We start from the raw sequence: 22,683 nt of genomic DNA, 5'->3' as shown, positions 1-22,683 counted from the left end.
TAAGCTTAGATTTAGGTGTGAAATTATCTTTTATAATTCTTAACTTCACAGCTCTAAGCCATGTAAATGACGATTACAACAATCATATATATAACCCTGGCACTTTTAATAGCGCTGGGGTTTGCTTTTTTTCAGTACCTGTTGGGAAAGAAAATCAGGTCTGGAAAAGATTATATATTTTTTGCCTTGAGAGCTGTTGCAACCTTCATCATACTTTTACTTTTTATAAATCCAAGGATTACATCTACGGAATATGAGATCGTTAAACCTGAATTGATCATACTGTCTGATAATTCTGAGTCTGTAACACATCTAAATGCTAATCAGGAAATTTTTAATATTTCTGAAGAATTAATATCGAACAAAGAAATAGAAAGCGGTTTTCAGATAAATCAACTGAAGTTTGGAGAGCAGTTAAGCGTATCAGATAGTCTAAATTTTAAAGATTCTCAAACTGATATATATTCAGGCTTATCCAGTGCTGAAGACCTGTTTTCTGGAAAGCAAACAGCCTTAATTTTACTTTCTGATGGTAATCAAAGTTTAGGAAGAGATTACAGATATTTTAGCCAGAATTCAAATACTACTATCTTTCCTTTAATAATTGGTGATACAACTAATTATAAGGACCTAAGTATTTCAAGGATAAACTCTAACAGATATGCGTTTTTAAATAACCGGTTTCCTGTAGAAGCCTTTATTAATTATTCAGGAGATAAAAATGTAGAGGCTACCGTAAGGATAAGATCAGGGAAGTTGGTTTTATATTCAGAACAAATAAATTTTTCAAAATCTCAGAATTCACTGATCCTACGCACTGATCTTCCTGCGAATACTTTAGGCATTAAATCTTACACTATTGAAATAGACTCGCTGGAGAGGGAAAAAAACACTATTAATAATAAGCAAAATTTCGCAGTAGAAGTTATAGATGAGAGAACGAATGTTCTAATACTTACCGATATTTCACATCCAGATCTTGGAGCTTTTCAGAAGTCTATTCAAAGTAATCAGCAGAGAAAAGTTGATATAAAATTTCTGAATAATGAAAACATACAATTAAATGATTATCAATTAATTATATTATTCCAGGTGAATCGAAAATTTAAGAAATACGTTGATGAGATTCTGAAAGAAAAATATAATTTCTTATTGGTAAGTGGCAATAAAACGGATTGGAATTATTTAAATGAATTAGGTTTAGGGTTGAATAGAAACGCTGTAAATCAGCCGCAGGAATATTTCTCTAATTATAATAAGAATTTTAGTGCTTTTCAATTTGAAGATCTGGGATTTGATGATTTACCGCCCTTAGTAGATAAATTTGGACCACTGGAATTTGATGCCAATAAATTCAACCCACTACTTTTTCAGGAAATTGAAGGAGTTAATACCGAAGATCCTCTTATTGCTGTTTCAAAGGATGAGCGAAAATTTGGTTTTATCCTTGGTGAGAATATCTGGAGATGGCGAGCAAAGTCCTTTCTGGATAATCAGTCCTTCGAGCATTTCGATGATTTCTTTGGAAAACTGATTCAGAATCTGGCTAAGAACACCTCGAAGCAGAGATTAACGGTAGATTCAGATAATTTCTATTATGCGAACCAGAATGTGATCATTTCAGCACAGTATTTTGATGAAAATTATCAATTTGATGGTTCAGCGAATTTAAAGATCAGTGTAGAAAATGAGGAATCTGAAGAATCATTTACATCAGATCTAGTTCTTCGTAATAATTTTTATCAGTTTGACGGTGGCGATCTTGCGCCTGGTGATTATTCCTATTATGTTTCTGTTCAAGGCTCAAAGCTTAATAGAACCGGAAAGTTTAAGGTAATAGATTATAATACGGAACAGCAGTTTGTATCAGCAAATCTAAATGGAATGCAAGCCCTGGCAGATAATAATCAAACAGAACTTTATTATCAGGATCAGGTAGATAAGTTGATTCAAAACCTTTTAGCGAATGATAAATTCAAGCCGGTACAGAAAAGCCATCAAAAAAACGTACCTTTGATAGACTGGTATTACCTACTGTTTATCCTGATAATTGTCCTTGCCGTTGAGTGGTTTTACCGGAAATATTTAGGACTAATTTAAATTTCAATATTATATATGGAAAGATTACCCAAGATCGCAGTGCCTTTATTCATAGGTATTGTAGTTTTAATCATTTTTATTGCAAAATCAACAGTTACTATAGATTCTGGTGAAGCCGGAGTTTTATACCGAACCTTCGGTGGCGGTGTTGTTACAGACCAATCTCCTTTATCTGAAGGATTTCATTTCGTAGCGCCGTGGAATAAGGTTTTTGTTTACGAAGTTCGTCAGCAATCTATAGATGAGGAAATGACTGTATTATCCTCTAATGGACTGGAAATATCTTTAGATGCTTCTGTTTGGTTTCAGCCCGAATATGAAGCCTTAGGTAAACTTCACCAGGAAAAAGGTGAGGCTTACATTCAGAGACTATTGCAGCCGGCTATTCGATCGGCGACCAGGGCAGTAGTGGGGCGTTACAATCCAGAGCAGCTTTATGCCAGCAAAAGGGAAGCGATTCAACAGGAAATTTTTGACGAAACAAATTTACTTCTGGAAGATCAATATGTGCAGGTTAATGAAGTTCTCGTCAGAGATGTATCCTTGCCGTCTACTATTAAAGATGCGATAGAGAGAAAGCTTAGACAGGAGCAGGAATCTCTGGAGTATGAATTTAGATTAACCAAAGCAGAGCAGGAGGCAGAGCGCCAGCGTATTGATGCAGAAGGTAAAGCTACAGCCAACCGTATTTTAAGTGAATCTTTAACCGATAAAGTATTAAAGGAAAAAGGAATTCAGGCGACTATAGAGTTGGCTAAATCACCAAATGCGAAGGTAGTGGTTATAGGATCTGGAGATGAAGGGATGCCGATAATTCTAGGTAATAACTAATAAACAATTCTTAAAAATGAAATTTCCGGTTTTATTTCTGGAATTTTTATTTAGATTTGAAATCAGAATGAGAAATTACACAGTACATCATCATCATTTTTCTACCCACGCTCAGGCGAGGTGAATATGATATGTTGTAACTTTAACTAAAATATCATAACCCGTTTGAGCAATCAAACGGGTTTTTTTATTTCTAATAGTAGCTAATTAAATTATGAGTAAAGAAAAATTAAGGATCGCAGTTCAGAAATCAGGTCGGCTTTTTGAAGATTCTATAAGCATTCTGAAAGATGCCGGTATTTCTATCGATAACGGTAAAGAACAGCTTAAAGCATCTTCGAGAAACTTTCCTCTGGAAGTGATGTATCTAAGAAACGGGGATATTCCTCAATATTTGAGAGATGGAGTGGTAGATGTGGCAATTATCGGAGAAAACGTCCTTATAGAAAAAGGTCAGGATATTATTCGTGGAGAGAAGTTAGGTTTCTCTAAATGCCGTGTTTCACTGGCGGTTCCAAAATCTTTTAATTACAATGGGATCAAAGATCTTGACGGATTAAAGATTGCCACTTCTTATCCAAATACGGTAAATGAATTTTTAAAGGAAAAAGGTATTTCTGCAGATCTGCATATCATTAACGGTTCTGTAGAGATCGCGCCAAATATTGGGCTTGCAGATGCTATCTGTGATATAGTTTCCAGTGGGAGCACATTATTTAAAAATGGATTGAAGGAAGTGGAAGTAATGCTGAAGAGTGAGGCGGTTCTTGCTATTTCACCTCAAATTTCTGAAGAACGAAAGGCTATTCTTGAAAAACTTCAATTCAGAATGAAATCTGTGCTGAATGCTAGAACCTCTAAATACATATTAATGAATGTGCCGAATGATAAGCTGGAAGCCGTTACAAAGCTTTTACCGGGTATGCGAAGCCCAACGGTACTACCATTGGCCGAAGAAGGCTGGAGCTCGGTTCATACAGTGATCAATGAGGAGAGATTCTGGGAAGTACTGGATGAATTAAGGAATTACGGAGCTGAAGGAATTCTTGTAGCGCCAATTGAAAAAATGGTAATTTAATAACGGCTGAAAATTTGAATTATGAATAAAATACTCAATCCAACCAAAGCAGACTGGCCTGAAATTCTAAAAAGACCTACGCAAACCGTTGCCGATATCGAGCAAACGGTTAACCAGATCTTTGATGAAATAAGGGTTAAAGGAAATTCGGCAGTTACAAAATATACTGAGCTATTCGACGGAATTAAACTGGATGAACTTAGAGTTTCAGAGAATGAAGTTGCTGAAGCTTCCAGGCAAGTTACAGGGGAATTAAAATCAGCGATAAAATTAGCAAAAGCCAACATCGAAAAATTTCATGCTGCTCAGAAGACAGAAAAGGTGAGCGTAGAAACTTCTAACGGAGTTTCCTGCTGGCAGGAAAAAAAGCCCATTCAAAAAGTAGGTTTATATATTCCGGGAGGAACAGCTCCTCTATTCTCATCAATTTTAATGCTTGCGATTCCTGCACAATTAGCCGGTTGCGAAGAAATTATTCTTTGTACACCTCCAGATAAAGAAGGGAAAGTGAATCCTGCGATATTATACGCAGCAGAACTATGTGGTGTCACTCAAATTTTCAAAATAGGAGGGATCCAGGCGATTGGAGCCATGACTTTTGGAACTGAAGATGTTCCACAGGTTTATAAGATCTTCGGGCCTGGAAACCAATTTGTAACAGTCGCAAAACAACTGGCTACAAAATACCAGGTTGCCATAGATATGCCTGCAGGCCCATCAGAATTGCTGGTTTATGCAGATGATTCAGCCAACGCGGCGTATGTGGCATCAGATCTTTTGAGTCAGGCAGAACATGGTATAGATAGCCAGGTGATCATGGTTTCTACTTCCGAAGCATTGATCAGTAAAGTTTCAGATGAGATAGAATCACAGCTTGATGCATTACCAAGAAAAGCTATTGCAGATAGAGCTATTCAAAATTCAAGGTTGATACTTGTTAATTCAGAGGAAGAAGCTCTCGAGCTCATTAATGAATATGGTCCTGAGCATTTTATTATCTGTTCTACAAATGAGGATTATTTTGTGAATGGGGTGAGAAACGCAGGTTCAGTATTTATAGGGAATTATACACCTGAGAGTGCTGGCGATTATGCTTCCGGAACAAATCATACCTTACCTACAAATGGTTATGCAAAACAGTATAGTGGAGTGAACCTGGACAGTTTTATGAAAACGATCACTTTTCAGAAGATATCAGAGGAAGGAATTAAAGAAATTGGTCCTGCTATAGAACTTCTCGCAGAGGCTGAAGGTTTGCAAGCTCACAAGAACGCGGTTAGTCTGCGCCTAAAAGATCTTAATTAGATGAAGCAATTCGATATTAGTAAGATCGTTAGGTCTAACGTAGCTGCACTGGAACCTTATTCTTCAGCACGCGATGAATTTAAAACACAAGGTAAGGAAATGGTGTTTCTGGATGCGAATGAAAATCCCAATGAAAATGGGTTAAACCGTTATCCAGATCCTCAGCACTTTGAAGTAAAAAAGAGTTTGTCAAAGCTCAGAAATGTACCGGCAGAAAATATTCTTCTTGGAAATGGTAGTGATGAAGTTTTGGATCTTATCTATCGCGCGTTTTGCGAACCGGGAAAAGACAACATCATCACCTTGCCGCCTACCTATGGAATGTATAAAGTGCTTGCGGGTATTAATAATGTAGAAAACAGAGAGGTTTATTTAAACCATGATTTTGAACCGGACGCTACGGCAATTATGAATCAGGTAGATGATGATACAAAAATGATCTTTCTTTGCTCTCCAAATAACCCTTCCGGAAATTCATTTAATGATGATACGGTGAGCAGTCTGTTGGATAATTTTAATGGTCTGGTTGTTATTGACGAAGCCTACATAGATTTTTCAGAAAAGGATAGCTGGTTGAGCAAACTTGAATATTTTCCGAATTTGATCGTAACCCAGACTTTTTCAAAAGCATTTGGTCTGGCCGGAATTAGGTTAGGGGCATTGTTTGCTTCTAAAGAGATTATTTCGGTTCTGAATAAAATAAAACCTCCATATAATGTAAATCAGCAAACTCAGGAAAAAGCACTAAAAGCCCTGAATGATTTAGATAGTATTAATTCGCAAGTTTCTGAAATACTGACAGAAAGGAATAGGTTATCTAAACAGTTACTTGAATATGATTTTATTTCTAAAATTTATAAATCTGATGCTAACTTTCTTCTTCTAGAAGTAGATGATGCAAATAAGAGATATCAGGATTTACTTAAAAAGGGCATTGTAATTAGAAATCGTAGCAATCAGCCACTTTGTGAAAATTGTCTGAGAATTACCATAGGAACTCCGGAAGAAAATAAGACATTAATTAAAGCATTTAAAGAATTAGATAATGAATAAAGTATTATTTGTAGACCGTGACGGGACTTTGATCCACGAGCCTGATGATTATCAGATTGACAGTCTTGAGAAATTAGACTTTTACCCGGAAGTGTTTACTTATTTGAGTAAAATTGCCAGGGAACTGGATTACGAGATCGTGATGGTAACCAACCAGGATGGATTAGGGACTGATAGCTTTCCTGAAACTGATTTCTGGCCAATTCAGAATTTCATTGTTAAAACCTTTAAAAATGAAGGTGTCGAATTTGAAGAAGTTTTTATCGATAGAACTTTTGCCAAGGAAAATGCTCCAACCAGAAAGCCAAATATTGGTCTTCTAAAAGAGAAATATATAGGTAGCGAAAATTACGATCTTCAAAATTCTTTTATGGTTGGTGATCGTTTGACCGATGTTGAATTTGCTATGAATTTCGGAGGAAAGGGAATTTTTATTGACAATCATGAAGACCTGGCGGCAAATGAAGTTTCAAATGACAAATCTGAAGTTGAGAAACATATTGCTTTAAAAACTAATTCTTGGAAGGAGATTTATGAATTCCTGAAGTTACAGGATAGAACTGCATCTATTACCAGAAAAACAAATGAAACAGATATCAAGATCGAATTAAACCTTGACGGAACCGGTAAAAGCGAAATAAGCACCGGTATTTCATTTTTTGATCATATGCTGGACCAATTAGCCCGACACGGACAAATGGATCTCAAAATCGCTGTAAAAGGTGATCTGGAAGTAGATGAACACCATACTATTGAAGATACTGCAATCGCTTTGGGTGAAGTTTTCAATAAAGCCCTGGGAAATAAGCTTGGAATTGAACGTTATGGTTTCTGTTTGCCTATGGATGACTGCCTTGCTCAAACGGCTATTGATTTTGGTGGAAGAAACTGGCTTGTTTGGGAAGCCGATTTCAAAAGAGAAATGATAGGGAAGATGCCCACGGAAATGTTCTATCACTTTTTTAAATCCTTTACAGACGGAGCAAAAGCTAATTTAAATATCAAAGCTGAAGGCCAGAATGAGCATCATAAGATCGAAGCTATTTTTAAAAGTTTCGCCAAGGCTATTAAAATGGCTGTAAAAAGAGACACCGAAAAAATGATTTTACCATCTACAAAAGGGATGCTTTAATGAAAATTGTAATTATAGATTATGGTGCCGGGAATATACAGAGCATCAAATTTGCTGTACAGCGACTTGGTTATGAAGCTGTGCTAAGCAGTAATGCTGAAGAAATCAAGAAAGCAGATAAAGTTATCTTTCCAGGAGTTGGTGAGGCAGGTAGCGCGATGAGAATGCTTAGATCTACGGGTTTAGACAAAGTTATTCCAACACTAAAACAACCGGTAATAGGTATTTGTCTTGGGATGCAATTAATGTGCAATCATTCTGAAGAAGGAAACACTACCGGCCTGGGGATTTTTAATACTGATGTGAAACGATTTGATAAAACAGTTAAAGTTCCTCAGATCGGTTGGAACCAGATCACCAATCTCGAATCACATCTTTTTGATAATGTTGCAGAGAGTGAATATGTTTATCTGGTGCATAGTTATTATGTTCCGGAATGCTCAGATGAGATCGCCAGAACCGAATACGGAGTGAATTACTCAACTGCTTTACATCGTGATAATTTCTACGGAGTGCAATTTCATCCTGAAAAAAGTAGTAAAACCGGAGAACAGATACTTAGGAACTTTTTGAAAATAGAATCATAAATGCGAATTATTCCCGCCATTGATATTATTGAAGGCAAGTGCGTTAGGCTTTCTAAGGGTGATTATAACACCAAAAAAATTTATAATGAGAATCCTTTAGAGGTTGCCAAATCATTTGAGGATCACGGAATTGAATATTTACACCTGGTAGACCTTGATGGAGCTAAGTCTAAACATATAGTCAATCACAAGATTCTTGAACAGATCACTTCTAAAACTGAACTTAAGGTTGATTTTGGAGGAGGATTAAAGACAGATGAAGATTTGAAAATCGCTTTTGAAAGTGGTGCAAACCAGATCACTGGAGGGAGTATTGCTGTTAAAGATCCTAAAATTTTTCAGAACTGGCTTCAGAAATTTGGAAGCGAAAGGATCATCCTTGGGGCAGATGCCAAAAACAGAAGGATTGCAGTTTCCGGGTGGATGGAAGACACAGATGAGGAGATCATCCCTTTCATTCAAAATTATGAAGAGAAAGGAGTGAGCTATGTTATTTGTACGGATATTTCCAAAGATGGAATGCTGGAAGGACCTTCTTTTGACCTTTATAATGAAATTCTATCTGAAACTGAAAATATTAAACTGATTGCTTCAGGGGGAATTTCAGAATTTGATGAGTTACCAAAACTGGCAGACCTTGGTTGCGAAGGGGTGATCATAGGAAAGGCTATCTATGAGAATCGAATTAGTTTAAAACAATTAGAGAATTATATTTTAAATAAATAGAGAGCGTCATCGTGAAATGGGTTCAGGATTTCTAAGTTGAGATTCTGAAACAAGTTCAGAATGACGTAATATAAAAGATTAATTGTGCTAACAAAAAGAATAATACCCTGTCTGGATATCAAAAATGGGCGAACCGTAAAAGGAGTCAATTTTGTTGATTTGAGGGATGCTGGTGACCCGGTAGAACTTGCTGCAGCCTATGCAGAAAAGGGTGCCGATGAGCTGGTGTTTCTTGATATTTCGGCAACAGAAGAAAAAAGAAAAACTTTAGCAAAATTGGTGCTTGATGTCGCAGAACAATTAAATATTCCATTCACTGTTGGAGGAGGAATCTCTTCCGTTGAAGATGTGGATATTCTACTAAAGAATGGTGCCGATAAAGTTTCCATCAATTCTTCCGCAGTAAAAAATCCAGATTTGATCAATCAGCTTTCAGATAAATTTGGAAGTCAATGCGTGGTTGTAGCCATTGATGCCAAAAATATCAATGGAAACTGGAAAGTTCATCTGGTCGGAGGTAAGGTGCCTACAGAACTTGATCTTTTCGAATGGGCCAGTGAAGTAGAACAGCGTGGAGCAGGGGAGATCTTATTTACCTCAATGGATCATGACGGAACCAAAAACGGATTTGCCAATAAGGCTCTAGCTAAACTTTCAGAGGATTTAAATATTCCAATCATAGCATCTGGTGGAGCAGGTAAAATTGAACACTTTACAGATACTTTTAAGGAAGGAAAAGCTGATGCCGCTTTAGCTGCCAGTGTTTTTCATTTTAAGCAAATCGAAATTTTAGAACTTAAGAAACAACTAAGAACAGCCGGAATTCCGGTTAGAATATAATTCAACAACATGCTGAATTCATTTGAGCATATCGTTGTAAAATAATTAGATCCTGAAACTTGTTCAGGATGACGAATTAAAGAATATATCAAAGATGAACATAGATTTTAATAAAAATAACGAGGGATTGGTGCCGGCGATCATTCAGGACTCAACGACGCGAAAGGTTCTTATGCTCGGTTATATGAATGAGGAGGCTTTCCTAAAAACCAACGAAACCAAAAAGGTTACTTTTTACAGTCGTACCAAAAAGCGTCTTTGGACGAAAGGTGAGGAAAGCGGTAACTTCCTGAACCTTGTAAGTGTAAAGCTGGACTGTGATAATGATACTATATTAATCCAGGTTGATCCTGTAGGCCCGGTTTGCCATAAAGGTACTGACACCTGCTGGGCTGAAGAGAATAAGATGGATTTTGGTTTTCTTTCTAAACTTGAAGGAATTATTGAAGCTCGTAAAAAATTGAGCGAAACCGAACCTGAGTTAAGAAAAGAAAAGGATTCCAGCTACGTGGTTTCACTATTTGATTCAGGAATCAATAAGATAGCACAAAAAGTAGGAGAGGAAGCTGTAGAAACGGTGATTGAAGCAAAAGATGATAATGATGACCTTTTTTTGAATGAAAGTGCAGACCTTCTATTTCATTATTTGATCTTACTTAAAGCCAAGGGTTTCGAACTTAATGATATCGTTAAGGTTTTAAAAGACAGGCATTAATATTTTTAAAACTGTTTTCTAAGCTTACTTTTGCATTTCTGCTAATGCATTATGAAAAAACTTGTCCTGCTATTCTTATTTCCATTCATGGCTGTTGGCCAGAGTATGGCCATAGATGAAGATAGGTATTCTCCTCAGGAATTAATCGAACAACTTCTTGTTGATAGTCCGTGCATCACGAATGTTAAAGTAACTGAGGCTGCAGGTGGTAATTTTACAGATAATTCCAAAAGCTTTGGTTATTTTAATGCTAATGGATCTGATTTTCCGATAAGGGAAGGCATTGTTTTAAGTACAGGAAAACTGAAAAGTATTACCCAGTCAACTTCTATTTTAAGCGATGATGATGCCCCCGGATGGGATGGTGATGAAGATCTAGATTCAGAATTTAATGTAGAAACTTTTAATGCAACAATTCTGGAATTTGATTTTGTTCCTGAAGTATCCAGGATCAGTTTTAAATATTTATTCGCCTCAGAAGAGTTTCAGTTTGATAATTCAATGACCTGCAGGTTTTCTGATGTGTTCGCATTTTTTATCAAGCCGGTATCAGCTGCCAATTACGAGAATATTGCGCTTGTTCCAAATACCCAGACGCCGGTAAGTTCAACCACAATTCATCCTTATATTTCTGATAATTGCAGAGCCATCAATGAAAATTACTTTGATAGGTTTAACACCGATGCTGAAACGGTTTTCGACGGACAAACTAAAGTGCTTACAGCTTCGGCCAACGTTAATACTGGTGAAGTTTATCATGTTAAATTGGTGATTGCAGATGATTTCAATGCGAAATTTGATTCTGCTGTTTTTATAGAGGCTGGTAGTTTTCAACCAACTATAGATCTTGGTCCAGATAAATTGATGAGTACAGAAAACGCCCTTTGTGGTGGTGAAAGTTTTGAAATTAAACCTTCTATTTCTGGAAATGCTAGTTTACAATGGTTCAGGAATGGAGAATTACTGGAAGATGAAAATGGTGAAAGCCTATCTGTAGACACTTCTGGCGTTTATAGTTTGAGATGTGAATCTGGTAATAGTTGCATATCTTATGGAGAAGTACAAATCGAATTCTATCCCGAAATACAGCTGAATAGTGCAGAATTATTTTCCTGTGGATTTCCAGATGATGAAACAGGTAATTTTAATTTGAAGGATAGCGCAACACAAATTATCAATCCCAGTTCACGTAATGAAATTTCTGGTTTCTATAGGAACCCAGCTAATGCTTTAAGTGATACGGATGCAATCGAAAATCCAGAAGATTTTCAGAGTGATGAAACTACCGTTTTTGCTAGAGTCCAGAATAGTTTTGGATGCGTTGAAATAGCTGAAATTCAATTAATTCTGGAATCTAATAATGTATTAAAGGCAGAAGATTATTCGGTTTGCGATGATTTTCCAATAGATGGGATTAGTAATATAGACCTGGCTTTAGTAACGCAAAGTTTTATTGATGACCTGCCCGAAAATACCGAAGTGTCTTTTTATTTATCAAAAGATGATGCCAGAAATGATACAAACCAGGTTACTGGTAATTTTACCAATATTATAGCGTTTGAGCAAAAGCTTTTCTATAAAATTACGATCTCAGATTCTTGTTTCGGATTTTCCAGTATCAATTTGAAAATTGTTAGAGGACCAGAACTTATTGAAGATGAAACAATAGCTGTTTGCCTTAATGTGGATATTGCTGAAACCATTTTAAATGCAGGATTACAAGGCAGTTTAGATAATGCGAATTTTAGTTGGTATTATAATGGAACACAATTAAATGAAAATCAAAATACGATTAATGCTATAGGTATTGGTACTTATAAAGTTGAAGTAAGTGAAGATGGAACCTGTATTTCCAGCAGGGAAATTGAGTTAGAATATTCTGAAACCGGAAGTATTGATGAAATAAAGATTGAATCAAATGGAAGTTCAAATTCAGTTGAAATATTAATTGATGGAAATGCTGAATATGAATACGCAATAGATTCTTCAGTTTATCAGGATTCAGAGATATTTAATAACGTTAATGCTGGTATTCATACTATCTACGCGAGAAATAAAAATGGTTGTGAGACGCTAGCAAAAGAAATTTCAGTCTTCGGCTATGATAAGTTCTTTTCACCAAATGGAGACGGTATTAATGATTTATGGAAGGTTAGGGGGGCAAACTCCAATTACACAGTTATGATCTATGATCGTTATGGCAAGTTTCTGAAAAAATTAGACACAACGAGTTCCGGTTGGAATGGGGACATTAACAACCGGCCAGCCGCATCTGGTGATTACTGGTTTAGCCTTATCTTGGATTCAGGCGAAATTATAAAAGGGCATTTCAGTTTGATCAGGTAAAAAAAAAGGAATTAATTCCACGAACCCATTTTTCCTGTTTTATAATCTTCATAAGCTTGCTGGATCTCTTCTTCAGAATTCATTACAAAGGGACCGCCAAAAACCACTTTTTCGTTAAAAGGTTCGGCATGACCTAAAAGCAGAATGCTATCATCTTTCGCAACAATGTTTAATATTTCACTGTTTTTAGAGAATTCAGCAAGATGTAATTCCTGAACTTCAATTTCATTTACCTCCAGCTTACCTCTAATAACGTAGAAGAAGATATTATCAGCCTTTGGAATTTCAAGCTGGATTTCAGAACCTTTATCGAAATGAACAAGGGATAAATTCACAGAAGTCGGAGTATCAAATGCGCCACGAATTCCTTTGAAACTACCAGAAACCACCTGTGCATTTACTGTCTTAGACTCATTTTCCCAAACAGAGATTTGGTCTTTTTGCAGGCCGCGATATTCCGGAGCCATCATTTTTAGACGCTTTGGAAGATTCACCCATAATTGAAGAATCTCTAATGGACCTCCTTTCTCCTTGAATTCATCAGAAGAAATCTCGGCATGTAATAATCCACTTCCTGCACTCATCCATTGCACGCCGCCACTCTCGATGACGCTATAATGTCCGCCGCTATCTTTATGGGCGATATCACCATCAATAATAAAAGTTACCGTTTCCATTCCGCGATGCGGATGTGGTCCAAAAGGTAGTCCATCGTTATTAGGAGCATAAACCTGAGGCCCATGATGATTAAGGAATATAAACGGATCTATCATTTGTAAATTCCTTGTAGGCATTGGAGACCAGGTTTCAAGATCTCCCATCGGGCGATATTCTGCTTTGTGTACTTTCTTAAGATTTCTCATTACTGAGATTATTTATTTTTTACGTAGATAAGTTTAAACTTTGAATTTGAATTTTCCCTGGATTCCACTTCAAATTTATCAATAGAATTGATCATTGGAGTCAGCTTTTGAAATCCGTAATTCCGTGAATCGAAATTTGGTTGCTTTTTTTGAAGCAAACTTCCCACATCTCCAAGAAAAGCCCAGCCATCTTCATCGGCAACATCAGAAATAGTCTGAGAGATCAGTCTGACAACTTTAGGGGTGATCTTATCTACATTTGGTTTCCTGCTATCTCTTTCCTTATTCTTATCGTTATTGGAATCTTTGGAATTATTTTTCAGAATCTCTATATAAATGAATTTATCGCAGGCCACGATAAATGGATCTGGCGTTTTCTTTTCACCAATTCCGATCACCTTCATGCTCGCTTCACGTAATCTGGTTGCCAGCCTGGTGAAATCTGAATCGCTGGAAACCAGGCAAAAGCCATCAACTTTATTTGAATATAGAATATCCATCGCATCGATGATCATTGCTGAATCTGTTGCGTTTTTTCCTTGCGTATAACCGTATTGCTGAATTGGATGGATAGCGTTTTCGAGAAGAACAGTTTTCCATTTATTAAGATGAGGCTTCGTCCAGTCACCGTAAATTCTTTTGATCGTAGGATTACCATATTTGGCAATTTCTTCCATCATTTCCTTCACATGAGCTGAAGGTATATTATCGCCGTCTATAAGAACGGCCAGATTAGTTTCCATTAATTAATTCTTTTGGGTGACTAAAGTTAAGGTTTAATAAGCCCAAATAGTCCTAAAAAGCTTATAAATGTTGAAATTGATTACAGTTCGTCGTCAGGCTCTACGTGGATTAGAACATCGGCGATTTCTGGAATTTTCAGAAGAATCTCATCTTTTACCCGGTGAGCGATATCATGACCTTCTTTTACCGTGATTTGTGCATCTACAGCTATATGCAGGTCTACATGATAGGTCATTCCAGTTTTTCTAACAAAACATTTTTCGGTTTCTACCACACATTCATTATCGTGCGCGATATCCCTGATCTGAACCTCAATATCATCGTATCGATGTTCATCCATAACTTCGCCGAGAGCAGGTCTTAAGATTAGATAAGCATTGAAAAGGATAAAACCTGATGCAAACAATGCGGCCCAGTCATCTGCATTTTCATAGCCCTTACCCATATATAAGGCAACAGAAATTCCTATAAATGCCATCAAGGAAGTGATAGCGTCACTACGATGGTGCCAGGCATCAGCTTTTAAAGCAGAGCTATTAGTTTCTGTTCCTTTTTTCGAAACGAAACGATATGAGATCTCTTTAATAAGAATAATTACCAGTAATACGATTAGGGTATAAGGTTCTGGAACCTCATGCGGTGTCTGGATATTTTCAATGCTTTCGTAAGCTATTATCGTTGCGGAAACAATAAGAAAACCAACCACCATGAATGTTATCAGCGGTTCAGCTTTACCATGACCATAAGGATGGTTTTCATCAGCAGGCTTGTTTGCGTAACGAAGGCCGAGTAGAACTAGAAGTGATGAGAAAACATCTGTAGTAGATTCAATCGCATCTGCAATCAAGGCGTATGAATTTCCAAAAATACCGGTAACAGCTTTTGCGACGGCTAAAAGCGCATTTCCTGCAATACTAAAATAGGATGCTTTAATAGCTTCCCGGTATCCCGGCTGCATAGTTTTGATTTTGGAGTTTACAAATTTAAAAGAATAAACTAGTTGATCTGTTTATAGATCAACAATATTCCACTGATTACCATTAATAAGATCAGCAATTTTCTGAAAGTGCTGCTTTTCATTTTCGATAGAAATCGTTTGCCAATAATATTTCCAATAACCGCTCCGAGGCCTAAAGCAATGCCATAGATCCAGAGTTCTCTATATAGAAGTCCGAAAAAGGCATAACTGCCAATTTGAGCAATTCCAAGAAAAGAGGAATTGACAGTTTTGGTAGCAATAAGTTCTTCCTTATCAAGTCCCAGATTTAAATAAAACGGATTAAGGATAGGACCAAGCGCGCCGATGATCGTTCCAAGTACAGAGACTATAAAACCTAATGGGATGAAATACCATAGCTTAACAGGGAATGACCTTTCCTTTTTTCCGAAGCGATATTGAAAAACTGTACTAATTAGGAATATTCCAACTAGTATCTGAAGCCAGGAAGCCTCAACCTTTGTAAAAAAATAACCAGCTACCCAGGCTCCGAGCATGGCAGCAGGAACATAATACCAGAACACTTTCCAGTTAATATCTTTCCAGAATAAAATGAGTCTTGCCGGGCGGCCTATAAAAGTTCCCAGGTTGATCACTGGTGCAGTTTTGGTAGTTCCAATAAGAAAATTCAAGAGCGGCACAAGTATTAAAGCGCCACCGCCACCAGAAACGGTAGAGATTATAAATGCGACTATTCCCGCTATAAAAAGAATGACCAGAAAGAAAATGTTGATATCCTGAAATATTTCTGCCATATCTAATCTATTCCTGTTATTTTACTTCTTCTTTCAAAGATTAAAGTATCTCTCCAATTACCATCAAGTTTTGCGATTTTCTCTCTTCTGCCTAATAACTTAAAATTATTCCTTGTATGGAGTTTTATCGTAGCTTCATTCTCAGGAAACACACTGGAAAATAAGGTCCATATCCCATTTTCCTCAGAAGATTTGATAAGTTTTTTCATTAATTGAGAACCAATTCCTTTTCCGATATAATCCGGATGAACATAAATACTTACCTCGGCAACACCTTTGTAGACTTCCCTGTTTGAAAAAGGTGTAATACCAGCCCAGCCTTGTATTTCTCCATTATCTGCAAAAACGATTCTTGAATGTTTATGAAACTTTTGATCCCAGGTTTCCCAACTAGGCACTTTTGTTTCGAAGGTAGCATTGCGCGTTTCCAATCCTAAAGCATAGATTTTCAGAATATCTTTAGCATCTGCAGATGTGATTCGCCGTATCATTTACCACCAAACTATAAAAAAACTTTGAAATGCGGAACCTGATCTTTTCCAGACCAATGGTGCTTTCTCTTTTTCGATGAGTTGCTCAATATTATTCAGTAATTCCTGCTTATTCATCCATTCTGAATTATTTGTAGGATCACAACTCCAATACTTTTTCTTAGGACTGTGAAATTGCGAATCGGAGTTATTCTCTTCAATAAAGTCCGAAAGTCTTACATAATGTCCTTTGTAGCAATCTGGATTCACTGTTTTTTGATCGGAAAAGTTTAGATTATCAGCTGTAAATAGTTGGGCTTTAAAACATAATTGCTGCTGAATATCTTCTTTATTAAGGCCTAGTTTTTTTAGGTAATGTGATGTTTCAGGCTTGTATAGTAATGGAAATTGCTTTGATCTAAGCTTTTCAAGTTTTTCAGAAAAGCTATCCCTTCTATTAGGACCAATCCATTTGTCCCTTTCATTCGACAAAGATTCATCATAAACATAGAGTTTGTAGACGAGTTCAACATGCACAGTTTTAGAAATTTCCTTGTCGAAAACAAGAAAATCCAATTCGCCTAATGTTTGCTTATTTTCAATGATCTGAATATTGGAAGCAATTAGATCATAACGCTCGCTATGCTTTATAGCAATTTCGAAAAAGCTCTCCATACGCTTACCAAGTACAGAGTTTCTTGGATGATCTAGTTCCTCCAGATCTAAAAGAAGTGCTTCAGACAAATTTACATCGGGAAATTGAAAAGTTTTCAAGTCCCTTTCATCAGGAAATATATCAGGCGTATTCAGAAATCCCTGAAACTGATCAATAATACTTATGCCTTCCAAAAGAAATTATTTATTCTTGATGGGTATCCAGATTTGCTCTTCGGAATCTGGATTTTCAGGACCTTTATATTCTTCGCCCAATATTTCGAAATGTAATCGATCGTCCAGAACATAACCTGAATTTGGCAGCCATTCATTGAAAATAAAAGTAGAAGTTTTGGAAAACTCCTTAGCCGTTCCTTTATGAGTGAAAACCGCATATTTACCACCTGGAATTTCAAGTTTTTCGAGTCCTTTCGGGATCTCTTCAAAATTTGAAACTTCAGTTGCAGCCCATTTTTTAAACTGGGATTGTGTGTCAAAATCACCTTTGATGAAGTTCTCACCATATTCCTGAACAGAATATAAGTTTTTTCCTTTATTATTAGCGATCGTCCCTTTTAGATTCATGAACCTGTTCCATAATAGACTCGTTTTATCATCTGCCAGGCTGGTAGCAATGCAAATTCCTACCAGTTTCTTCGTCTCTAAATCTTTTATTTCAGGTTCTGATATCATTATAAATTATATTTCTTCTTAAATTTTTCTGCCTGATAGCATTTGTAAGCTCCGTAACCAAGACTACCGAGAATAAACATTTTAAATATCATTCCTCTGGCGATACTCGAAGGATCGTAAGTTGCATCAATCAGATAAAGCATCACTATAAAAAGCAATGGTATTACTGTAAAGATAACCGGACTTTTCTTGATAAAGAAGGCAAACATGGCAAAGATCACTGCGATTACTAAATTAACTATAGCATCTACCAGCAAATATTCAGAAGAAAAAATAGCGATAAAGAACATCACGAAGTTAAGCGCTGCAATAATTAAAAGTATGTTCCTGCTTTTCTTTATCGATGTTTCACTATCGCTTAAAATATTCTTTTCTGAAATAAATCTGCCAATATGAGCTGATCTTTCATTTTCTGTGCCTTTATACGGAAAGTTGCAATTTGAACAATAATCTAGAACTGTTGTAGATTCCTGGCGACAAGCCGGACAATTAGATGATTCCATTATTTAAAATTTGTGGTTAGTGACGAATTCAAATTTCTACTATGAAATATTGATGCACCTATCCACGACATACTGCAACCTTCTAATAGTTCATAGAAAGTACCAATATAAAAAATAAATGCTAGTATGGTTTATGGATTTTCGCAGTCTGCTTAATCAATATCATAACAATCCATCCAGACTGCTGTTTCTCCTTCCAGTCTTTCAGGCACCGGGGAGTCGTAGGTTATCAAAACTTTTCCATCGGGTAAAAATGCCATTCCTTCCGCTTTATCTGCGCCATGCTCCAATTCTGCACCGCGAGCAACATCAAACAATCTTTCCGGTTGATGAATCACACTTCCATGCTGGTCTGGTAAACCTCCTTTAATTTTATAAATACTAATGGTTCCATCAAGATCCATGGTTGGTCCGGCGAGTAGAAATAAATCCCCATTCTTAGTAATATTCAACTCTCTTATTCCCATACCGCTTAGATCTATGAAATGTTTCCGATATAATTTATCCTCATCGGGTTTTTTAGATAATATAAGCTCATTATCAAATTGCTTACAACTAATTTCCAGGATCACTGCGTAGCCATTCAAAACAGGACCTCTTAAACCAATAAAAATACGTTCTTCGAAAATTGCCAGGCCTTCAATATCGAAGCCGTTATCCTTGCAGGGAATGGTCATGAATTTTTTGAGATGTTCATCTGTCATTAATGCATTGTGAAGCTCGGTACTTTTTGTGCCGCCTCTAAGCATTAATGGTTTGATCTTTTCACCATTATACTCAGCTTCTTTTAGAAGTTCATAGCTGCCATCTTTTTTAATACATGGTATACAACCTAAACTAAATCTATTGGCATCTGTTGCTATTTCACTTAAATTGCCTAATTGCTTATCTATTGGATCTCTTTCATTTGGTGAATTTCGTTTGAGGCTCATGCTTCCACAAAACCATAAAAAAGGTTCCTGGTACGCAAGAGCCTCCATATCTGCCTCACCTTCTCCAGATGGCAGATCAAAGAAATCGAATAATTCATAATGTTTATGGTAACCATAGCCGTTTTTAGTGCTCTTTAACCGCTCGATCCCTGCATCTTCATCATAGCTTAACCAAAGATTATCTTCGGTAGCAAGGCTGCTTGATATTTCGGTTCTAAGGTCTTCAATATTTGAAAATCCTTTATCAAATTGAATAAGACATTTGTGGGCAACTTTTTTCTGGCTGGGTTTCATAAAATTGTTGGTTTACTTCCAATTTAAAGAGAATTCCAGCATTTGGGAATTTTCTCAATCATATTTAAGATTACTTTGTAATTCCTGAAAGCTATATGTTAAGGCAGTCCGAATGAAATTTAAATATCTTTGCTCAAAATTGAAGATTTGTTCAGAAAGAGATTCTATTATTTTATCAAAGTTCAGTACTTAGGATACAGGTTGCATGGGTGGCAGAAACAGCCCGATGTAAAAACGGTAGAAGGACTTATTACAAAAACCTTGCGCTGGGTAATGCCAGATGCTAAATATAAGATCCTTGGCACCAGCAGAACCGATGCTATGGTTTCTGCGGAAGAATCTGCATTCGAACTATTTCTTGATCATGAACCTCTGGAAGATCTGGAAGAATTTCTAAAGATATTCAATAAAAATCTACCTCAGGATATTCGAGCATTAGCTATCGAGGAAGTAGATGATAAATTCAATATTATCCAGCATTCCAAAACGAAGGAATACGCCTATCTATTTAGTATTGGTGATAAATTTCATCCATTTTGTGCGCCATTCATGGCAAATTTCCAGGAAGATCTGGATATTGAAAAGATGAAAGAAGCTGCAAAATTATTTCAGGGGACGCATAATTTCAGGAATTACTGTGTTCGTGTTTCTGAAAAAAGCACCTTTGAACGAGAAATGGTAAAATCAGAGTTAGTTGTAAACACAGTTTACAAAGCCAATTTTTTTCCTGAAAGGTCTTATATTTTTCATATTCACGCAGCGGGATTTTTGCGACATCAGGTAAGACTCATGATGGGAAGTCTCGTGCAGGTTGGAAGAGGGGAATTGAGTTTGCAGGATATTAAAGATAGTCTTAAACCTGATTGTCCTGAGCACCAGATGGATTTTATTGCACCAGCTTCCGGACTCATACTCAGGAAAATGGAATTTAATTAGTTCTCTTTATCTTCAAGAATTTTCAATGAAATTTTGATGGTTTCATAAGGTATTGCTTCCTCAAAATGTTCAAAATAGGCACGTAATGAATTAGGATTTTCAAGTTCCTCCTTCGCCTTTTCAATAGCTTTTAGATCTGAAATAGGGATGAACTGATGCAGGTTAATTTCTTCACCTTCATCGTACAATTTCATTAAGTGAGTGTAAATGGTGTTTTTCGCTACACCTCTTTCTGTTGCAATTTCCTCCACATTTAATCCATCATTATAAAGTGAAAGAGTCTCCTTTAACGTATTTCCCTTTTTAGACTTTTTTTTCGGCTTTTTCTCTCTTTTATCCTTACTGAAAGCGATGATCTCCTTGATAAAGCGATACCCATAATCTTCCATCTTTTTTCTACCAACTCCATCTATCAATAAAAATTCAGAGTCAGACATTGGCCTTTGTTTTTCCATGTCTTTTAAAGCAGCATCATTGAAAATAAGATAGGCAGGAATATCTTCTTCCTTGGCGATTTTCAGGCGCAGTTGTCTAAGTTTTTCGAATAGAGAATTATTTAAACTTTCTGCTTTTTCCACAGGAGTTTTTAGTTGTTCTTCCTTGACATCTGCCAGGTGTACGACCTCTTTTTCAAAAAGTACTTTTTTGGCCTGCTCGGTTAGCCTAAGATGGTTGTTTTTGTCAAAAGCGATCTCAACATATCCAAGGTTGATTAGTTGAATTAGGTATTGCTGCCAGTGTCGCCATGAAATATCATTCCCTATCCCATAGGTGGAAAGTTGCTCATAATTATTTCGTCGAACTACTTCATTTTGTGAACCACGAAGTACATCTATAACTGTACCTATAGGTTCAGCTCCTTTTAATCTGAAGATGCAAGAAAGTGCCTTCTGGGCTATGACAGTTCCATCAAAAAATTCTGGCGGATTTCTACAAATATCACAATTCCCACAGTCTTTTTCCATATACTCGCCAAAGTAGCTGAGCAGGATCTTCCTTCTACAACTTAGTGCTTCTGAATATTGTTTCATCCTGTCTAGCTTCGCCAATTGAACCTCTTCATTCTTGGCATTTGAAGCAAATTTCTGCAGCTGGATCACATCAGAATAGCTATGAAAAAGCAAGGTGTCTGAGGCAAGACCATCCCTGCCAGCACGACCAATTTCCTGGTAATAGCCTTCCAGGTTTTTCGGCATATTGTAGTGGATCACCCAGCGAATATTTGATTTATCGATTCCCATTCCAAAGGCTATAGTGGCACAAATGATCTGTTTTTCATCGTTGATAAAATCGTCCTGTATCCTGGAACGGCTATCATGATCTATACCGGCATGATATGCTTCAGCCTTAAAACCTTTTGCTTTTAATTTTGCAGCAAGTTCTTCTGTTGTCTTTCTGCTTAAACAGTATACGATACCGCTTTGGTTGATTCGATTTTTCAGGAATTTAGTGATCTGTTCAAATCGTTTTATTCCTGGTTTTACTTCCAGGCTTAGATTCTTTCTGTCAAAAGAGGCAATATGTTTTTCTGCTTTCGGGATATTTAACTGGCGGCAAATATCATTTCTTGTTGCTTTATCTGCTGTGGCGGTCAAAGCCAGAATTGGAGTAGAAGGGAAGCGATTCTTTAAATAGCCAAGCTGAGTATATGCCGGCCTGAAGTCATGTCCCCAACTGGAAATACAGTGAGCTTCATCAATCGCGATAAGGCTTACTTTTCCATTGGTTAAAAAACGATCTACGAATTGTAAACTTTCGGGAGCTACATAAAGTAATTTGATTTCCTTTTTCTCAATTTTCTGAAAGATAACCTCTTTATCAGCCTCTTCCTGACTACTATTAAGGTAAGCTGCAGGAACACCATTAGCATTCAAACCATCTACCTGATCTTTCATTAAGGCGATAAGAGGGGAAATTACGAGTGTGAGTTCTGGCAGTAAGATAGCAGGCAATTGGTAACAAATAGACTTTCCACCACCGGTAGGCATGATTACCAGGTTATCCTGGCCTTCAAAAACTGAAGAAATGATCCTTTTCTGTAAAGGCCTAAATTTCTCATAACCAAAGTATTCCTTCAGAGTATCTAACAACACTGCTTCTTTCATATTTGCAAAGGTAAAATTAAGAGT

Annotated in this window: 22 protein-coding genes; 12 read left to right on the top strand and 10 right to left on the bottom strand. The window is 36.7% G+C overall.

Translation table 11 applies throughout. The annotated features are described in order from the left end of the window. The first annotated feature begins 66 nt into the window (after positions 1-66). The 11 genes from RE431_RS07005 (at position 67) to RE431_RS06955 (ending at position 12,713) form a co-directional block, all read left to right on the top strand. Entirely contained in the window at positions 67-2,100 is a 2,034-nt protein-coding gene (locus tag RE431_RS07005) for a VWA domain-containing protein (RefSeq protein WP_309561252.1), read from the top strand. A 15-nt stretch (positions 2,101-2,115) separates the two neighbouring features. After that, on the top strand, positions 2,116-2,931 hold the full coding sequence (locus tag RE431_RS07000) for a prohibitin family protein (RefSeq protein WP_309561251.1): 816 nt from the start codon (positions 2,116-2,118) through the stop codon (positions 2,929-2,931). A gap of 214 nt (positions 2,932-3,145) precedes the next feature. Next, complete coding sequence (hisG, locus tag RE431_RS06995; RefSeq protein WP_309561250.1) at positions 3,146-4,009, top strand: ATP phosphoribosyltransferase; 864 nt, start codon at positions 3,146-3,148, stop codon at positions 4,007-4,009. A gap of 21 nt (positions 4,010-4,030) precedes the next feature. Next, positions 4,031-5,314, top strand: coding sequence for a histidinol dehydrogenase (hisD, locus tag RE431_RS06990; RefSeq protein WP_309561249.1), 1,284 nt, complete (start codon positions 4,031-4,033; stop codon positions 5,312-5,314). Next, complete coding sequence (gene hisC / locus RE431_RS06985; RefSeq protein ID WP_309561248.1) at positions 5,315-6,367, top strand: histidinol-phosphate transaminase; 1,053 nt, start codon at positions 5,315-5,317, stop codon at positions 6,365-6,367. After that, positions 6,360-7,499 carry a bifunctional histidinol-phosphatase/imidazoleglycerol-phosphate dehydratase HisB gene (gene hisB, locus RE431_RS06980; RefSeq protein ID WP_309561247.1) on the top strand — a complete coding sequence of 380 codons (1,140 nt, stop codon included), beginning with the start codon at positions 6,360-6,362 and terminating at the stop codon, positions 7,497-7,499. Before hisC ends, hisB begins: the two co-directional genes overlap by 8 nt. Then, complete coding sequence (hisH, locus tag RE431_RS06975) at positions 7,499-8,086, top strand: imidazole glycerol phosphate synthase subunit HisH (protein ID WP_309561246.1); 588 nt, start codon at positions 7,499-7,501, stop codon at positions 8,084-8,086. The genes hisB and hisH overlap by 1 nt, the downstream gene beginning before the upstream one ends. After that, positions 8,087-8,812, top strand: coding sequence for a 1-(5-phosphoribosyl)-5-[(5-phosphoribosylamino)methylideneamino]imidazole-4-carboxamide isomerase (gene hisA, locus RE431_RS06970; protein WP_309561245.1), 726 nt, complete (start codon positions 8,087-8,089; stop codon positions 8,810-8,812). An 84-nt stretch (positions 8,813-8,896) separates the two neighbouring features. Then, positions 8,897-9,652: an imidazole glycerol phosphate synthase subunit HisF gene (hisF, locus tag RE431_RS06965; RefSeq protein ID WP_309561244.1), complete on the top strand. Its 756-nt coding sequence runs from the start codon at positions 8,897-8,899 to the stop codon at positions 9,650-9,652. 94 nt (positions 9,653-9,746) lie between these two features. Further along, the gene (hisIE, locus tag RE431_RS06960) at positions 9,747-10,367 is read left to right on the top strand and encodes a bifunctional phosphoribosyl-AMP cyclohydrolase/phosphoribosyl-ATP diphosphatase HisIE (protein WP_309561243.1); all 621 of its coding nucleotides are present in this window, start codon (positions 9,747-9,749) and stop codon (positions 10,365-10,367) included. Between the two features lie 51 nt (positions 10,368-10,418). Further along, positions 10,419-12,713 carry a choice-of-anchor L domain-containing protein gene (locus RE431_RS06955; protein WP_309561242.1) on the top strand — a complete coding sequence of 765 codons (2,295 nt, stop codon included), beginning with the start codon at positions 10,419-10,421 and terminating at the stop codon, positions 12,711-12,713. Positions 12,714-12,724: 11 nt separating this feature from the next. Here RE431_RS06955 and RE431_RS06950 read toward each other — a convergent pair whose 3' ends face one another. From RE431_RS06950 to RE431_RS06910, 9 genes are all read right to left on the bottom strand, one after another. Beyond that, positions 12,725-13,576 carry a pirin family protein gene (locus RE431_RS06950; RefSeq protein WP_309561241.1) on the bottom strand — a complete coding sequence of 284 codons (852 nt, stop codon included), beginning with the start codon at positions 13,574-13,576 and terminating at the stop codon, positions 12,725-12,727. Between the two features lie 8 nt (positions 13,577-13,584). Continuing rightward, positions 13,585-14,319, bottom strand: a complete 735-nt coding sequence (locus RE431_RS06945) for an NYN domain-containing protein (RefSeq protein ID WP_309561240.1) — start codon at positions 14,317-14,319, stop codon at positions 13,585-13,587. 80 nt (positions 14,320-14,399) lie between these two features. Beyond that, on the bottom strand, positions 14,400-15,278 hold the full coding sequence (locus tag RE431_RS06940) for a cation diffusion facilitator family transporter (RefSeq protein WP_309561239.1): 879 nt from the start codon (positions 15,276-15,278) through the stop codon (positions 14,400-14,402). A gap of 38 nt (positions 15,279-15,316) precedes the next feature. Beyond that, complete coding sequence (locus RE431_RS06935; RefSeq protein ID WP_309561238.1) at positions 15,317-16,072, bottom strand: sulfite exporter TauE/SafE family protein; 756 nt, start codon at positions 16,070-16,072, stop codon at positions 15,317-15,319. A gap of 2 nt (positions 16,073-16,074) precedes the next feature. Continuing rightward, complete coding sequence (locus tag RE431_RS06930; RefSeq protein WP_309561237.1) at positions 16,075-16,563, bottom strand: GNAT family N-acetyltransferase; 489 nt, start codon at positions 16,561-16,563, stop codon at positions 16,075-16,077. After that, a complete protein-coding gene (locus RE431_RS06925; protein ID WP_309561236.1) occupies positions 16,564-17,391 on the bottom strand; it encodes a DUF1853 family protein in 828 nt (275 codons plus the stop codon). A 6-nt stretch (positions 17,392-17,397) separates the two neighbouring features. Further along, positions 17,398-17,889 (bottom strand): GyrI-like domain-containing protein, encoded by a 492-nt coding sequence (locus RE431_RS06920; RefSeq protein ID WP_309561235.1) that lies wholly within the window; start codon positions 17,887-17,889, stop codon positions 17,398-17,400. Then, the gene (locus RE431_RS06915; protein ID WP_309561234.1) at positions 17,889-18,392 is read right to left on the bottom strand and encodes a hypothetical protein; all 504 of its coding nucleotides are present in this window, start codon (positions 18,390-18,392) and stop codon (positions 17,889-17,891) included. Before RE431_RS06915 ends, RE431_RS06920 begins: the two co-directional genes overlap by 1 nt. Positions 18,393-18,544: 152 nt before the next feature. Next, complete coding sequence (locus tag RE431_RS06910) at positions 18,545-19,618, bottom strand: DUF3616 domain-containing protein (protein WP_309561233.1); 1,074 nt, start codon at positions 19,616-19,618, stop codon at positions 18,545-18,547. Between the two features lie 147 nt (positions 19,619-19,765). Between RE431_RS06910 and truA the strand changes: the two genes are divergently transcribed. Next, positions 19,766-20,554, top strand: coding sequence for a tRNA pseudouridine(38-40) synthase TruA (truA, locus tag RE431_RS06905; protein ID WP_309561232.1), 789 nt, complete (start codon positions 19,766-19,768; stop codon positions 20,552-20,554). Here the strand turns inward: truA and recQ are convergent. Further along, complete coding sequence (gene recQ, locus RE431_RS06900) at positions 20,551-22,659, bottom strand: DNA helicase RecQ (protein ID WP_309561231.1); 2,109 nt, start codon at positions 22,657-22,659, stop codon at positions 20,551-20,553. The genes truA and recQ overlap by 4 nt on opposite strands. Positions 22,660-22,683: the final 24 nt, after the last annotated feature.

Origin of the sequence: Christiangramia sediminicola (assembly GCF_031344135.1) — a bacterium.
GTDB classification, from domain to species: Bacteria; Bacteroidota; Bacteroidia; order Flavobacteriales; family Flavobacteriaceae; genus Christiangramia; species Christiangramia sediminicola.
The sequence above is the reverse complement of the archived record's forward strand: the minus strand, read 5'-3'. Positions and strand labels throughout refer to the sequence as shown.